The organism is Streptomyces sp. NPDC050418 (assembly GCF_044458745.1).
Lineage (GTDB): Bacteria > Actinomycetota > Actinomycetes > Streptomycetales > Streptomycetaceae > Streptomyces.
Window position 1 is genome coordinate 79,282 of record NZ_JBITIG010000002.1, and the last position, 14,012, is coordinate 93,293.

14 protein-coding genes and 1 pseudogene are annotated in these 14,012 nt (G+C 66.1%); 4 read left to right on the top strand and 11 right to left on the bottom strand.

The features are described 5' to 3' along the window. Positions 1–22 precede the first annotated feature (22 nt). The 6 genes from ACIBI4_RS04530 to ACIBI4_RS04555 form a co-directional block, all read right to left on the bottom strand. Positions 23–670: an ADP-ribosyltransferase gene (locus tag ACIBI4_RS04530; RefSeq protein WP_399202099.1), complete on the bottom strand. Its 648-nt coding sequence runs from the start codon at positions 668–670 to the stop codon at positions 23–25. A 162-nt stretch (positions 671–832) separates the two neighbouring features. Continuing rightward, the gene (locus ACIBI4_RS04535) at positions 833–1,222 is read right to left on the bottom strand and encodes a hypothetical protein (RefSeq protein ID WP_399202100.1); all 390 of its coding nucleotides are present in this window, start codon (positions 1,220–1,222) and stop codon (positions 833–835) included. A 108-nt stretch (positions 1,223–1,330) separates the two neighbouring features. Beyond that, positions 1,331–1,948: a hypothetical protein gene (locus ACIBI4_RS04540; RefSeq protein ID WP_399202102.1), complete on the bottom strand. Its 618-nt coding sequence runs from the start codon at positions 1,946–1,948 to the stop codon at positions 1,331–1,333. 159 nt (positions 1,949–2,107) lie between these two features. Next, the gene (locus ACIBI4_RS04545; protein WP_399202103.1) at positions 2,108–2,836 is read right to left on the bottom strand and encodes a hypothetical protein; all 729 of its coding nucleotides are present in this window, start codon (positions 2,834–2,836) and stop codon (positions 2,108–2,110) included. A 576-nt stretch (positions 2,837–3,412) separates the two neighbouring features. After that, positions 3,413–3,871 carry a DUF4279 domain-containing protein gene (locus ACIBI4_RS04550; RefSeq protein ID WP_399202104.1) on the bottom strand — a complete coding sequence of 153 codons (459 nt, stop codon included), beginning with the start codon at positions 3,869–3,871 and terminating at the stop codon, positions 3,413–3,415. A 606-nt stretch (positions 3,872–4,477) separates the two neighbouring features. Continuing rightward, positions 4,478–5,614 carry a hypothetical protein gene (locus ACIBI4_RS04555; protein ID WP_399202106.1) on the bottom strand — a complete coding sequence of 379 codons (1,137 nt, stop codon included), beginning with the start codon at positions 5,612–5,614 and terminating at the stop codon, positions 4,478–4,480. 327 nt (positions 5,615–5,941) lie between these two features. Between ACIBI4_RS04555 and istB the strand changes: the two are divergent. After that, positions 5,942–6,555, top strand: a pseudogene (gene istB, locus ACIBI4_RS04560) (IS21-like element helper ATPase IstB); the annotation flags it as partial. An 89-nt stretch (positions 6,556–6,644) separates the two neighbouring features. Here the strand turns inward: istB and ACIBI4_RS04565 are convergent. Then, positions 6,645–7,070, bottom strand: a complete 426-nt coding sequence (locus ACIBI4_RS04565) for a hypothetical protein (protein ID WP_399202107.1) — start codon at positions 7,068–7,070, stop codon at positions 6,645–6,647. Positions 7,071–7,409: 339 nt separating this feature from the next. Here ACIBI4_RS04565 and ACIBI4_RS04570 point away from each other — a divergent pair, with 339 nt between their 5' ends. Then, the gene (locus ACIBI4_RS04570; RefSeq protein ID WP_399202108.1) at positions 7,410–7,661 is read left to right on the top strand and encodes a hypothetical protein; all 252 of its coding nucleotides are present in this window, start codon (positions 7,410–7,412) and stop codon (positions 7,659–7,661) included. A 242-nt stretch (positions 7,662–7,903) separates the two neighbouring features. Here ACIBI4_RS04570 and ACIBI4_RS04575 read toward each other — a convergent pair whose 3' ends face one another. Then, positions 7,904–8,527 (bottom strand): barstar family protein, encoded by a 624-nt coding sequence (locus ACIBI4_RS04575; protein WP_399202644.1) that lies wholly within the window; start codon positions 8,525–8,527, stop codon positions 7,904–7,906. Positions 8,528–8,686: 159 nt separating this feature from the next. Beyond that, positions 8,687–9,040 (bottom strand): hypothetical protein, encoded by a 354-nt coding sequence (locus ACIBI4_RS04580; RefSeq protein WP_399202109.1) that lies wholly within the window; start codon positions 9,038–9,040, stop codon positions 8,687–8,689. Positions 9,041–9,533: 493 nt separating this feature from the next. On the opposite strand from ACIBI4_RS04580, the gene ACIBI4_RS04585 reads away from it, so the two are divergent. Continuing rightward, positions 9,534–11,762, top strand: a complete 2,229-nt coding sequence (locus ACIBI4_RS04585; RefSeq protein ID WP_399202110.1) for an MMPL family transporter — start codon at positions 9,534–9,536, stop codon at positions 11,760–11,762. Positions 11,763–11,981: 219 nt separating this feature from the next. On the opposite strand, the gene ACIBI4_RS04590 is transcribed toward ACIBI4_RS04585, so the two are convergent. After that, complete coding sequence (locus ACIBI4_RS04590; RefSeq protein ID WP_399202111.1) at positions 11,982–12,515, bottom strand: hypothetical protein; 534 nt, start codon at positions 12,513–12,515, stop codon at positions 11,982–11,984. A gap of 342 nt (positions 12,516–12,857) precedes the next feature. Continuing rightward, complete coding sequence (locus ACIBI4_RS04595) at positions 12,858–13,256, bottom strand: transposase (RefSeq protein WP_399202112.1); 399 nt, start codon at positions 13,254–13,256, stop codon at positions 12,858–12,860. A 162-nt stretch (positions 13,257–13,418) separates the two neighbouring features. Between ACIBI4_RS04595 and ACIBI4_RS04600 the strand changes: the two genes are divergently transcribed. Beyond that, on the top strand, positions 13,419–13,886 hold the full coding sequence (locus ACIBI4_RS04600) for a hypothetical protein (protein WP_399202113.1): 468 nt from the start codon (positions 13,419–13,421) through the stop codon (positions 13,884–13,886). Positions 13,887–14,012: the final 126 nt, after the last annotated feature.

Sequence of the window (14,012 nt, forward strand, 5' to 3'; positions counted from 1 at the left end):
GGGCCGTGTCACAGCCCGGTTTCTAGGCCGCCTGGACCGGCCGATATCCGGGGTTGCTCTCGCACTCGGACATGATCTCGGTCTTGGTCCGCTTGTGGATCGGGCAGACGCCGATGATGTACTCGGGCGCAATACCGCCGGGGAACGCGATCTCGAGCTGGTCCGCGTATTTATGGTCGTCGCCGATGGTCTTGTTGACGTCGATGCCGTTGGGGGCGTCGATGTAGTAGTTGAAGGCCCCCGGCTTCAGCCACTTCGCCCACTTCTTGAACAGGTCGTGGTCCCGGGTCGTGGACACATAGGGCGAGGGCTGGTTCTTGAGTACGTAACTCTCAAGGTCGTACTGCCCGTTGACGGTGTCCTTCGCCTTGAAGCCCTCCTCGAAGATCACCTCGGGTCCGCGCCCGTCGGCCCGATACAGGGTGGCGCAGTCCTGCCGGAACGCAGGTTCGGGCGTCACCTTCTCCAGGTCGATGCGCTCGATGGCCACGTGCAGCTTGTCCTCGACGACGGGGCAGCCGGGCGCGGCAAACGCACGCTGCGACGCAACAGCCCCGCCCGAGCCGGCGGCGGTGGCGGTGGCGGATGCGGGGGCCGCAAGGCCGGTGGCAAGGGAGGCGGCGACGGTCGCGACAGCGACGGAGACGCGCCGCATGCTCATGTTGATCATGAGCGTGACCCTTGCAGGCCGAGCCGGCTTCCCCGCGAACCCTCACCCATGGGTGGGCGTGGCGCCACCGCAACCACCGCGGCCCGCCGAGGCGCCACACCCCACACCCCGCACACCGACCGGCCGCCCTCGCTCCTCAACCGGTGGTTGTCCGAACCGTGTTCACGAGTTCACGCCGAAGGCGGCTCGTCGGATCGAGCAGACCCGACCAGGGGTGAACGGGGACGCCGTACTGCGCGCCTGCACGGTCACATCGCCGGACCTCAGCGCCTGCTGCCCGGAGTCGTGACTCGCCGTAACGACGGCATCGTGAACCCCCCAGCCGCGGGGACGTGCAACGGCGCCGCCATGCCGGGCATCACCAGATAGACCACCAGCACGGCCGCCGGCAGGGAGCTCGAACCCGAGATGGTGCCGCAGGTTCGCGTCCGCGGCCGCGATCTCCTTCTCCGGTACGGGCGGCAGCAGGGCGGCATACGACACAGGCGCGTTGACCTGCAGCCAGCCGGTCAGACGCCGCCAGGCAGCGTCGAGATTCGGTCGATCACTCACGTCGCCAACCTAACGGCGGGCTCCGCGGCTGGGTCTGTACCGTCCTTGGCGTAATGGCGGGATCTGAGGAGGTTCCCGATGTCCGAACAGACTGGCGAGTCAAGCGACTTAGCTCGAAGCCGCCTCCCGTTTCCCTTCCTTGCCTTCCAAGGGGAGATGGATGGCGTCGGCGAGCTCGCGCGTGAAGACGGTCATTACATCGTCGGTTCCGAGCCAGAACTGTCCGTCTGGTGGCCACTGAGTCGGACAGCCAGCCACAAGCCAAGCGGTGGCAGTTGGTGAGCGAAGCTCAACAGCAACCGGCAGTCTGCGTCCGTAGTCACCTTCGGACCAGACGATTTCAGCTCCCGTGAGCGGAACCCCGATGAACTCTGCCCAGGAAGGATGGCCAGTCACCACCACTGCGGGTGAGCCTCCGGGCTCGCCGATCATGGTCAGGTGGCTGGACATGGGTGCTCGGAAAAGCTCCAGACCGTAGTAGTCGAAGCTGCTGCCCCACACCGCCGCGTAGTGAGTTCCGTCCTCAGCAAGCAGACCGACACCCATCGTGGGTAGATGCCACACACCGAAGTCCCACTCTTCGACCTCGGTGCCGTCGTCGCCGCAGCTCAGCGGGTAGTAGGTCACTCCGGCAAGGCGCGTGCCGCGCAGACTTTCGACGGTTCTCTCATACTCAGTCTCAGTGAGCTCAAGCGACGACATTCCGCCATTGTCGTACTCCGCCACCTGCTGAGGCCACCGAGATCATCTCCCTGGCCCGGGCCGACGGACGTTACGCAGTGTCAGTTCGTCGCGACCGCTGAGGTTGTCGATGCAGCGCCCGGCAATTGCGGCACCTACTCAGATCGTCCCAAGCCAACGCGAGTGCTGAGCCTTCCAGGTATCTCAGTACTCGAACAGCGCCTCGACATCGCTGTAGGCGATGCTGTCTTCGGGATTGGGTGCGACTGGTTCAACCGGAGCATCGGGTTCGGCCAGATCGAGCGCAACTGGATCGCCGGCCAATGCATATTCGATGTACGTGGGGGCCAACGGGCCTTTCTCGGGGATGTGGACGGTCACGGGATATCCGTCTGTCTGCTGTTCCAGGGGCACGACCTTGTGTCCGTCCTTGTTCAGCGTGTTCGCGCGGGCAGCGTCTCGCACGGTCGACGGGACCGGTGCCAGCGCCGAATCCAAGTCACACAGGCTCAGCGCGGCATCCGGCTTCCGCCACTCCGTCCAGACGCGGGCGGGTACCTCGATGTATTTGCCACGCGCCCTCTTCACTGCAGCATCGACCGCTGCACCCTCGTGCTTCGCCACGAGCGTGCTGAGGGCACGTGCGTCCTCCAGCGCTTTCTCGTCCAGCCGGACCCAGGTAGGGCCACCCGCCAGGCTGACTATCTCCGTGACCCCCTCCACGACAGTGCGAGTGCCGACGCAGTTCCCTTCCCTGTCGACTCGCAGGTCCAAAAGCTCGGGAAGGTCACGCTGATACAGCCCGGACAAGCGCAACGACGAGTAACCCTTCAGGTTGGACAGTGCCTCGTTCATCTGCTGCGCCGGGGTCTTACTTGCCACGTCGTCCCTGTCGCGCTCACCGCCGCCCCAGCAGCCGGCCACGAGAGTCACGGCCACGGCGTACAACGCCAGCACCGACGATCTCTGCACTCTCAGCATCCCCACCCCTATGCAACTCGTCCCCGAAGCAAGAGTGGTGGGCAGCTTAACCACACGCTGATCAGCAGGAATCGTCACCCTGGCCAGCGGATGTGCATGCAGGAGGGGACAGGACTTCTGGGTGGGTCCGCCGACGAGGTGATGGCAGGCAAGGCCACACCGGATGAAGCCGAAGTCCGGATGCAGGAGGCCCGGCCCATGACTGTGGTGGGCTTCGGGCGGCCCGCCCCGCGCCCCGGACGTGCCCGGGCCCGACGCTCAAGCGCGCTGACCTCGACACTGCCACCGTTGTACGCGGCCGCACAGTGCCGCTATCACTCCGCTCAAGGTGGATGGGTACTGGCTCGGGAGTCTGCAGCGATGTGCCTGTGCATGCTGATGTTCAGGCTGGCGAGGGTGTCTCGGCGCAACTCGCGGTGTTCTTCCAGAACACCGCTGGCGACCGCTTGGTGCGACGGGGCCTTGTGTTCCGGCCCGAATCGGCCCCCGACTCCGGTCTGTAGTGGCCGCGGTGTGAAGCGCGCGGTGTCAGTCGTCGCCGGACGTCATGTCGAATTCGTCGACACCCAGTTCTGCGCCGGTTGCGGTGAGGAAGTCCACCATCGCGCGGTCCAGGTGCCACCCAAGGAGGTTCGTGTCGTCCGGCGAGCCGGTGGACTGCTCGTCATGCCGGTTGAAATAGCGCTGGACCTGCAGAATCGCGCCGCCGGCACCCTCCTCGGTTGCGAGACGGGTTGTCAGATTGGTGAGTGCCACCATGCAGGGCTGGAGCCTGCCGATAACCAGGTTGATCTGCTCATCGACCCGCAGGCCGGGCTCGCTGCAGCGGACCTTCCACACATGAGAGAACGGGATGATGTGGGGTGAGGTGGTCAAACTTCCCCGGACCGTGGTCTCGTCCGGTTCGACGCCAAGCAACTGGGTGATCTCGTCGGCAGTGGTGCCCACACTGGAGATCGCAAAGAAGACGTACTGAGTCAACGACACCCGCGGAGACTACCGATGCAGCCGCAAGGCCACCTGTCCATTTCCGCTCGCAGGTGGCGCGCATGTTGCCCAGGGTTGGTGTGTCGTTGGAGGTGGGGCCAGGCCAAACCGGTGATGCCAGGTTGTGGCAGCCACGCATTCATCGCGGAAAGCGAGCAGTTCTGGGAGGACGCGGAACCAGGCGAGGTGAGCTGTCCGTGCGGGGGCGAGGAGTTCGAGACCGCGGTCGCGTTCTCGCTCGCCGACGACGGGTCGGTCCGATGGGTGACGGTTGGGCTCCGGTGTCAGGAGGACGGCGCCATGGGGGTCTGTGCCGACTGGAAGATCGATTACAGCCCCACGGACCACCTTGTAATCATGGTCTAGGTCTGCGGAACCTGATCGTTGTGTGTGCGGTCTGGACAACACCTGCCACAACGCCTCATCCGGGCGCGGCTTCGTGGTGACGCTTGCCGAGACTGGCCAGCTCCGGAGCAACGAAGCCGCAATCGTCAGGCCCGTATCGGCTCCCCACACCCCCGGCTTCGACGACACGGCACCACGTGCGAGATGGGCCCGGCAGACGTTAGCAAGCCGACGACGTCGGGACGTTCGACGTCCACCCGGTCAGCCGTCGAAGGTGTTCCAGTCGATGTCCGAGTCGGCCAGGGCCAGGAGGGCGCTGCGGTGCGCTGCTCCGGCCCAGATCTCGAACTGCTCGTCGTCGCTCCTGCCGATGTGCATCACGAGGCCTGGTGCCACGTAGAAGTCAGTGGGGGTCCAGGGCAGGAAGGGGCGCAGGGGTACACGGACCAGTCCCGCAGTCAGCTGTTCGAGCTGCTGGGGCGTGACGCCGAGCGCGGTTGCGAGAAATTCGGCTCCCATAGCGGCTTCGTAGAGGGCAAATTGAATGAGGAAGCCGCTGAGGGGTTCTTGTTCGGCGACCGGATTGTCATTGTCCGCACGGAACCAGACCGTCGGGTCCGCTTGCGGTTCCCCGGGCATCCACCGCAGAGACCAGTCGAAGCAACCCTGATTCTCGAACCCGAAGGTCAAGAACTCACCGTCGGCCCGGATCTTGCTCGGAGGCAGGATGTAGTTCTGCACACCCAGCGCGGCGGGCCTTTGCTGTGCCAGGCGGTAGAAGTCGCGTAGAGGCTGCGGGAGATCCGCGTGAAACGGCCCAGAGGCGGTGGCCGCAACAACGGTGGTGGAGTGCCATGCGGTGGTGAACTCTTTCAAGGCCGCACCCCGGTCACTGTTCACACTTCCGAGCCATGCCAGGCCCGGCAGGTCAGCAGTGGCGCCAACGGGCCTCACTCGATCGAGAACCACCTTGTCCAACGGTGCGTCCGGCCGCAGCGCACACGATATGAGCTGCTGTTCGGTGAGGTGGTCAGGTCCATGTTCGGTGTGGGCCATGCCCAGGCGGCCGCTGCCCAGGTAGAGCAGCCCTTCGTCAACGCGGGCCAGCAGGTGAAGCGGCAACGTCGTGTCGTCCGTCCCGCGGGTGGCAGGCCTCCCGACCAGGCGCTCCGTCACCGGCGCGGGAGCCGGCCCAAGCACCCGTACCTCGCCGGCACTCCAGACGCCACTGCGGCCGGCATCGTCCCCTGCCTGTGTGATGACCGCCGTTCCTGCCGGGCCGAGAAGAACATCTGCGCCGCTGACAGCGAACCGATCCACGGCGGCGGCTCCACCGATCAACTCGTACATTTGCGCTTCGTCCACCAGGGAACCGACCGCAGGTATATGGGCAACCATGCGCACATCTTCGTCGACCGCCCCAACGTGGTGGCACCGCCCCTGCCGTATTCCCGTGCACGCCCAACACATAGCCACCCAAGCGTCTGCCAGCGCCATCGGTGCCGGTGCCCGAGGTCGACTCGCTGGCCGAGCTGAACGAGCTCGTCAATCAGTGGGACCTGCGGGACGGACGTCGCCGGATCGGTTCGCGGCCGCGGACGATCGACGAGTACTTCCAGGTCGAGCGGCCGTTGCTGAGGCCGCTGCCCGAGGAGCCGTTCGAGACGGGCCGGCTCTTCACTCCGAGGGTCGACCGCTACAGCCAGATCGCGGTCCGCACGAACCGACCGGTCCCGGCGCCGTTCGGAACGGCGGATCAAGGCGGCCGGGTTCCCCGGGACAAGTCGTTGCGGACCTTCGACTTCGACGCGAACCCGAATATCGACGCGGCCACCGTCCACACACTCGCCAACTGCGAGTGGATCAAGAAGAGTCAGCCGCTCTGCCTGATCGGCGACTCCGGCACGGGCAAGTCCCACATGCTGATCGCGCTCGGCACCGAGGCCGCGATAGCCGGCTACCGGGTCAAGTACGTGCTGGCCACAAAGCTGGTCAACGAGCTCGTCGAGGCCGCCGACGAGAAGCAGCTCTCCAAGACGATCGCCCGCTACGGCCGCGTCGACCTCCTCTGCATCGAAGAACTCGGTTACATGGAACTCGACCGCCGCGGCGCCGGGCTCCTCTTCCAAGTGCTGACCGAACGCGAGGAAAAGAACAGCGTCGCCATCGCCTCCAACGAGTCCTTCGGCGGCTGGACCAAGACCTTCACCGACCCCCGCCTCTGCGCGGCCATCGTCGACCGCCTCACCTTCAACGGCACCATCATCGAGACCGGCACCGACTCCTACCGCCTCGCCAGCACCCGAGCACGCGCCGAGGAGTCGGCCAAGGCCGGCTGATCCCTGCCGCTACCTGCCTCGACGGCCCGCCGCCCTCCGGGCGGCGGGCCGTCCTCGCCGAACTCAGTCGTTCCGACCGGCAAGCTCACTCAATCCACCGTCCGTGAAGCGGCCGCTTCGATGCCTGATGCCCGCAGCTTTCGCGCCAGGAGCTCCATCTCGGGCAGGGTCCCTGAATACTGCCTGGTCAAGACCTGCTCCAGTACGGCCCGGACTCCGTCCAGGCCGATGCCGAGTTCCGCCCGCAGAACCCGCATGATGGCGGCGTTCTTCGTTGGCGGGGCTACCAGCAGCCTTGCCCGCCCGCGCTCGGAGAGCAGTCGGTCACGCAGTTCCTCCGGCAGGTCACCGTCACACACAGCCAGGGCAAACCCGCAGGTCGGACACGTCGACTCAACATCCCACCGCAGTGCCTCACCCACCAGTGCCTGAACGCCGCACCACTCCGCCTCGGCGCCGCATCCCTGGCACACGGCAGAGTACCTGATGGACTCAACCAAGATCGACTTTTCCATCATCCCACCCCTCACAAAGAGAGGTTAGACGGCAGGCGGCGAACGTCTTTCCAGGCCACCAACATGTCCCCCTGACAACCCGAGCCAGCGGTCCAGGCCGCGCTGATCCATGCGCTGACGCTATCTCTCGTGAACATTCCGAGGCCCAGTGATCACCAACTGACGCCCAAACCGGCACACAAACGCTGCTGCTGAACGTGAACAAAGCCAGTGGGTCGCCATGTGCTCGCATTCGTCGCACTGGCCATCCCGATGAGCCTGGTCGTTCCGTCGGACCCTTCCGGTGGGGGCACTTCTCCGTACTGGCAGAACGCTCTGGCCACGGCCTTCATGACCTGGATGGTGCTCGTGCTCCTCGGCCTGTGGGACCTCATCGCCATGATGATCGCAGCGTCCTCTCGGCACCGCATGCGCCCCAAGTCGTTCCGCCTCCTGGTTGCTTCGTTGTTGTGCGCGCCGGTGGTGTGGATCGTTCCCGGGCTTGCCGGAGGCGGAGCGACGCTGTCGCATCTGGTGATCGATGCGGTGTTCGTGCTCAACCTGCTCCCGGTGCCCGAGCCGGCTCCCCCACCCGGCACGTGGTCCGGATGACTCCATCGCGGTCCGCGACCCGCCGAACCCGGCGGCCAGCCTGCCCGAGTCCTTGAACGGACATCTCACGCGCGCACCATCCGATGGCACGGCACGGCACGGTACGCGCGTGAGCCTCGTCCATCACCCGGCGCCGGGCCACTCCCGCCCAGTTCGGCGGCGGGGCGGGGCGGGGTGGCGTGGTGTCCTCGACAACGAGCGGCGCAATCTCGATCTGGACGGGGGTGAGGTCGGTGTAGTCCTCAGGCCGGAGGGTTCCGGCTTTGGAGCAGGTGCTCCGAGCGGGACTGGAGGATGTCCAGAGCCTCGTGGATCGAGCAGCCGAGGTGGCCTCGGAACAGCTTCACGGCCTGGAGCATCATGCCGTCGAGGATCTCCCGGTCTGCGAAGGAGAGCGGGCCGGCCGTCCAGGGGGCGGACGCGGGGTTTCCGCCTGGCCAGTCGACGTCGGTCAACGTGGCGAGGAGGCGGCCGCCGTCGAGCGCCACCGCCACGTCCGTGCCGCGCGCGGTCTTATCCATGAAGGCAACGGGAGTTGTGTGGTCCAGGAGGAAGACGAAGTGCTGGGCCATGCGCGGCCGCCCTTCATCGAGCTCGCCGTTGGCGTCCAGGCGCAGGTTGGAGTTCCAGGCCGCCTGGGCGAGAACCGATACGAACAGACCAAGGAAATCCGAGTCCAGCAGGCCGTCGGCGTACTCGATCAGAATCGCGAGGTCCTGGTTGCCGTGGCCGGGACCGTGCCAGTCTTGGAGGCAGTCGACGAGCGCGTCCCAGTTGTGGCCGAAGGAGCCGATGAACGACAACTCCCGGGCGAAGGTGCGGAAGACGGATGCCGGGTCACCCATGTCCCGGCCGTCCAGGCGCAGGACGAGACCGTTTCACTCCATGAGCGCGGCCGTTTCCGACGCAAGCCATGCGTCGGCCGGCGAGGTGAACACGACCCATGGAGCGCGGCGTTCCGTCAAAGTGAACCCGGTCGTCTCAGTGGTCCAGGTCATCTTGGTGGGCCTGGTCATCGCGGGGCCTCAGATCAACCTGGAGAGTTTGTCGGGGTTGATCACGTTGTAGATGGTCCGCACCCGCCCATCCGGGCACAGGTCGAGGGCGATCAGCCCCCACGTCCGGCCGGCCGCGGAAAGCACCACGGCCGGAGCCCCGTTGACTTCCAGGTGTGCTGCGGACAGTCCGGCCGGCAGACGCTGCGCGGTCGAGGCGACCAGTCGCAGGAACTTGTCTCGGCCCTCGACGACCCGCAGCGCGGTCCGCAGCTTGCCTCCGCCGTCGCTCCACAACTGCACGTCCGGCGCGAGGATCTTCATCAGCGCGTCCAGATCGGCCCCGAGGGCGGCGTCCAGAAAGCGCTCCGTGGCAGCCCGCACGGCGTGGGCGTCGGACTGGTAGCGGGGCCTGCGGTCCTGTACCCGTTTACGCGCCCGAGGAGTACGTCGGGGTCTGGCTGCCGGAGCCGGTCGCGACCGCGGGGTGTGCGGAGGCGGACGTTCTGCGGGGCGAGCATGTGTCGCTCGCGGAGTACGTCCTCCGTGTCCGTGACGCTTCCGAGCAGGTGGTAGACCAGGCTGAACAACAGGGTCCGGTGCTGCTGGAAAGTGTCTGCCGCCGCAGCCCCTTCTCCGGTCCCCGTGTCCTGTCCCGCGTACGCGGAGGTCGACGCGCTCGCGTTCATTCCGGTCTCCCGCCCTCTCGTGCCATGCCCCACCGCATATCCGCGTGACCCTACGTCACCGCACACTCCTCGATGTGATCCACATCTCACCTCGGCCTCTCATGTCACACACGGAGCACACCGCGGCTCTCTTCTGCACGACCTGCACCGGATGCGCGGGCAGGGCAAGGCAAAGGAGAGGGCCAGGCATGTTGGCAAGGCTGGCAGATTTGATCTGGTATCGCAGCAAGGCGTTGCTCGTGGCCGTCGCGCTGCTCGCCGTGGTCGGCGGCGGGTTGAGCGCGACACTGTTCGACCGGCTCATCACAGGCGGGCTTTCGGACACCGGAGCCGAATCCGGACAGGCGGCCCAGGTGCTCGAAGAGGCGGGGCAGGGAGCGCCGAATCTGACGCTGCGTGTCACCGCCCGCCAGGGGGTCGACTCGGCCGAGGCGACTCGAGCAGGTTCACTGTTGACCCGGCGCCTGGCCGAAGAACCAGCGCTGCGGAACGTCTCCTCCTACTGGGCCTCGGGAAAGTCGCCCCAACTGCGCAGTACGAACAGGCAGCAGGCACTGGTCGTCGCGACCATCGTGGGTGACGAGACGTCTGCGGGTCAGCGTCTCGAGGAACTGCTGCCGCGGTACGAGGGAAAGCAGGAGGGTCTGGAGGTCACCGCCGGCGGCTACGCGTTGTTCCAGAAGGAATCGGCGGCGCTGAGTCAAAAGGACGCCACCAAGGGGGAGATGATCGCCTTCCCCGTCACCCTGGTGGTCCTGGTGATGATCTTCGGGAGCATCGTGTCGGCGCTGCTTCCGCTGATCGTGGCGTTCTTCTCGATGCTCGTCGGCATGGGACTCATGTGGCTCCTCGCGGGCGTGACCGACCTGTCCGTCTTCGCCATGAGCGTGGTCACGCTCCTGGGCCTTGGGCTGGCCATCGACTACTGCCTCCTCATGGTCAACCGGTACCGCGAAGAGCTCGGTTCGGTCTCGAAGGAACACGCCCTGCGCAGGACCATGGCGACCGCTGGACGCACCGTCACGTTCTCCGCCGTCACCGTGGCCGTGGTCCTCGCCGGACTGATCTTCTTCCCGCTGCAGGCTGTACGGTCGCTCGCTTACGGCGGCATCATCACCGCGCTGCTCTCTGCCGTTGCCGCGCTGACCGTACTGCCCGCCCTGTTCGTGGTGCTCGGCCCCCGTATCGAGAAGGGCCGCCTCCTCGGAAGGCGTCGCCCGCAACCATCGGCCGACAACGCCGAGACGGGTTTCTGGCACCGGCTCGCCGTCTTCGTGATGCGCCGTCCGGTTCCCATCGCCACCCTGGCGATGCTTGTCCTGCTGGTCCTCGGGGCTCCGGCCCTCGGTATCAAGCTGGGCATGCCCGACGAGCGCAGCATGCCCGAGAGCTCACAGTCCCGGCAGGTCGCCACCGCGGTCCGTGAAGGCTTCGGCTCCGCCGAGGCGAACGCCCTGCAGGTGGTTGCGGAGAAGACCCCCAGGTCCGGTGTCAGCGTGGAGCGTTACGCAGCCGAGCTCTCCCGGCTGCCGCACGCCGGCCGCATCGACACCACAAGCGGCAGTTACGCGGACGGCAAGCTGCTGGCGCCCGCCACCGAGCAGCACAAACGCTTCGACCTCGGCGACGGCACGTACTTCTCGGTCGTCCCGTCGAGCGGGTCCGCTCAGGCCGCCACCGACCTCGTCGGTGAGATCCGCGCGGTCGACGCCCCCTTCCCGACGCTGGTGGGCGGTATGGCGGCGGTCAACGAGGACACCACCGCGTCCCTCAGCGGCCGGCTCCCCTACGCCCTGGCAGCCGTGGCCGTTGCCATGGTCGTGCTGCTGTTTCTGCTCACCGGCAGCGTGCTGCTACCGCTGCTCGCCCTGGTGCTGAGCGGGCTGAGCCTGACGGCCACGTTCGGCGCGCTCGTCTGGATCTTCCAGGAGGGCCATCTCGCCTTCCTGTTCGGCGACTTCACCGTGACCGGGACCATCACCTCCATCGTTCCGGTGATGCTGTTCGCCCTGTCGTTCGGACTGGCGATGGACTATCAGGTCTTCATGCTCGCCCGGATCCGGGAGGAATACGAACACGCCCGGTCCGAAACGGCTGCGGTGGCCATGGGACTTGAGCGCATCGGGCGGATGGTCACCGCGGCCGCCGTACTGATCTCGATCGTCTTCCTGGCCTTCCTGGTCTCGGACATCACCTTCGTCAAGGCGTACGGTGTCGGCCTTCCGCTCGCCGTCCTGATGGACGCGACGATCGTGCGTGGCGCGCTCCTGCCCGCGGCAATGAGGCTTGGCGGCAATGCGATGTGGTGGGCCCCCGGGCCGCTGCGTCGACTGCACGCACGCTTCGGCATCAGCGAGTCAGGCCCGATGACCGGGCCGGATTCCACCGTGTCCAGCCGGGTGCATCAGTCCGCGTAGCGGGTCACCCATCCCCAGGTGGCGCGTTCGCCCCGTGGAGCTGCCGGTCACTGCCCCGATGGTCCTCAAGGACCCCGGTACGAGGGGTCTGGCCGTTCACCGCGTGCACCAAAGGCGCCCTGTGGCCGAGCGGTTCCAGGGCGTCTTCGGCGACTTGCGGGGCAGGGAAGGCGGACCGTCACCCTCCGTTCATGACGGTCCGCACTGCACCGGCGAGGGCTACCTGTACTGGATGCCCCACAGGTTGCTGTTCTTCTTCACCGGAGCCACGATGTTGCTCTTCTTCCAGTAGACCTTCTTCTTGCAGGAAGTGGCCGCGGGCACCCACCGCCACTTGGTCACGCTGAAGCCCTTGGCCTGGTGGTACATCATCAACCGGCCACGGGACTTGCCCGCCTTGTTCTTGACCTTGGCAGAGTAGGTCCAGGTGTCCGACTTGGACCAGGTCTTGCCGACAGAGACGCTGAAGGAGGCGGACGCCTTGGAGAAGACGACGCCGGCCTCGGCGCCGAGGGTCGCAGTCCCCGTCGCGGTCACGGAACCGGTCTTGTTCTTGGCGTACGAAATGGTCACACCGGGCCTCGCCCAGTCGCTGTGCACCTGAGTGGTACGCCAGACGGTCTTCTTGTTACCGATCGAGTACTGCGTCGTGTCGTCGCAGTTCGGCCTCGCCGAGGCGGGGGCCGCCGCCCCGGCCACGAGACCGGCGCCGATCAGGGCGGCGGAGATGGTGGTACTGACAAGGCGCTTCACGCATGTCCTCCTGGTGCTGGGGTGCCATATCGATGGTGCGCACGTGAACTTATGCGTGAACTCCGTTGCTGCATAAGCGAGTTGAGGAACTGTTGAGGTTGACGGTGACGGAGTGCGGGTGAGGCGACGCATTGGGCGGGACCTGTGGTCGGGTGTGCCTGATCAGGGCGTTCCAACGTCTTGGCGTTGGTAACGTAACGCAGATGAGCAATAACTCGTGGTAGTGCAGGGTCGGGTCGAACGCCGCGTTCCGCCCCCTGAGACGTCCATGTCGTAGATCTCCGCGAGATGCTGCTGGATCTCACCCGTGGTCAGACCCTTCACACAGAGCGAGAGCACGGCCTAGTCGAAGCCCTCCAGGCGGCGCTGATGCTTGGCCACGATCTGCGGCTCGAACGTCCCCTCACGATCCCGAGGCACGGCGATCTCGATCTCGCCGATGTCGGTGCGGAGGCGTTTCGAACCGGTCCCGTTGCGTGCGTTCACCGTCCCACGGACAGCCGGATCACCCTTCTCATAGCCGAGATGCTCCGACATCTCCGCCTCAAGAGCACCCTCCAACACCCTCTTCAACAGCCCCTTGAACAGACTGTCCTGCCCGACCAGACTCACACCCTCACTGCGGGCCCGCTCGACCAACTCCCTGGCGATCTCCTGGTCCTGCATCTGCCGCTGCGTCAACTCAGCGCCCGTACGTACGACGTTCGAACGCTTGCCGGGCTCGTTCTTGTCGCCCATCATGATCCTTCCCGGCACCAGTCACCCCGATGCCATCCGGTCATACCGGGCGTACACGGAACTCAAGACAGGCCCCGCGTCGGGTCCGTGGCGGTGCAGTATCAGAACGCGTGATCGATAGCATCACGTCCCGACGTGGCAGTGGCCTGACGAGGTGGGGAAGCCGTGAGTGATGACGTCCTGTCGATCATTCCGAGTGATCCGTGGTGGCAGCCGGATCGCGATGCGGTTGATCGCGTCATCGCGCTCGTGGAGGACCTGGCTCCTGGGGCTGCCGATGATGTGGACGTTGAGATCGACGTGACGTGGTACGACGTGGTGACCGCCGTCGACTGCGGGGGCAACCTGGCGAGGATCGGCTGCCCCCTGTGTCAGGCGTCCATCGACACGGAGTGGTGGGGCGACCTCCTTGAGGCTCATTGCGATGTCGGCTTCACCACGCTTGCGATCGAGGTTCCGTGCTGTGGAGGATCAACCACTCTGGACGCTCTCGAATACGACTGGCCCTGTGGTTTCGCCAGCTTCGAGATCGGCATCTGGAACCCCGAACGCCTCTGGTTCAGCAAGGACGAACTGGCGGCGCTGGAGGAACGACTGGGCCATCCGGCGAAGCAGATCCGGGCTCACATCTGAAGCTCGGCAGCACCCAAGCCCCTCGTCGCACCGAGCACAACCCGAGAAACATCGAGCGCACACCCTGGAGAGCGGACTTAAGTGACATCGGCCGCGCCAAGTCCCCCTCCACGACCTCGACACCCT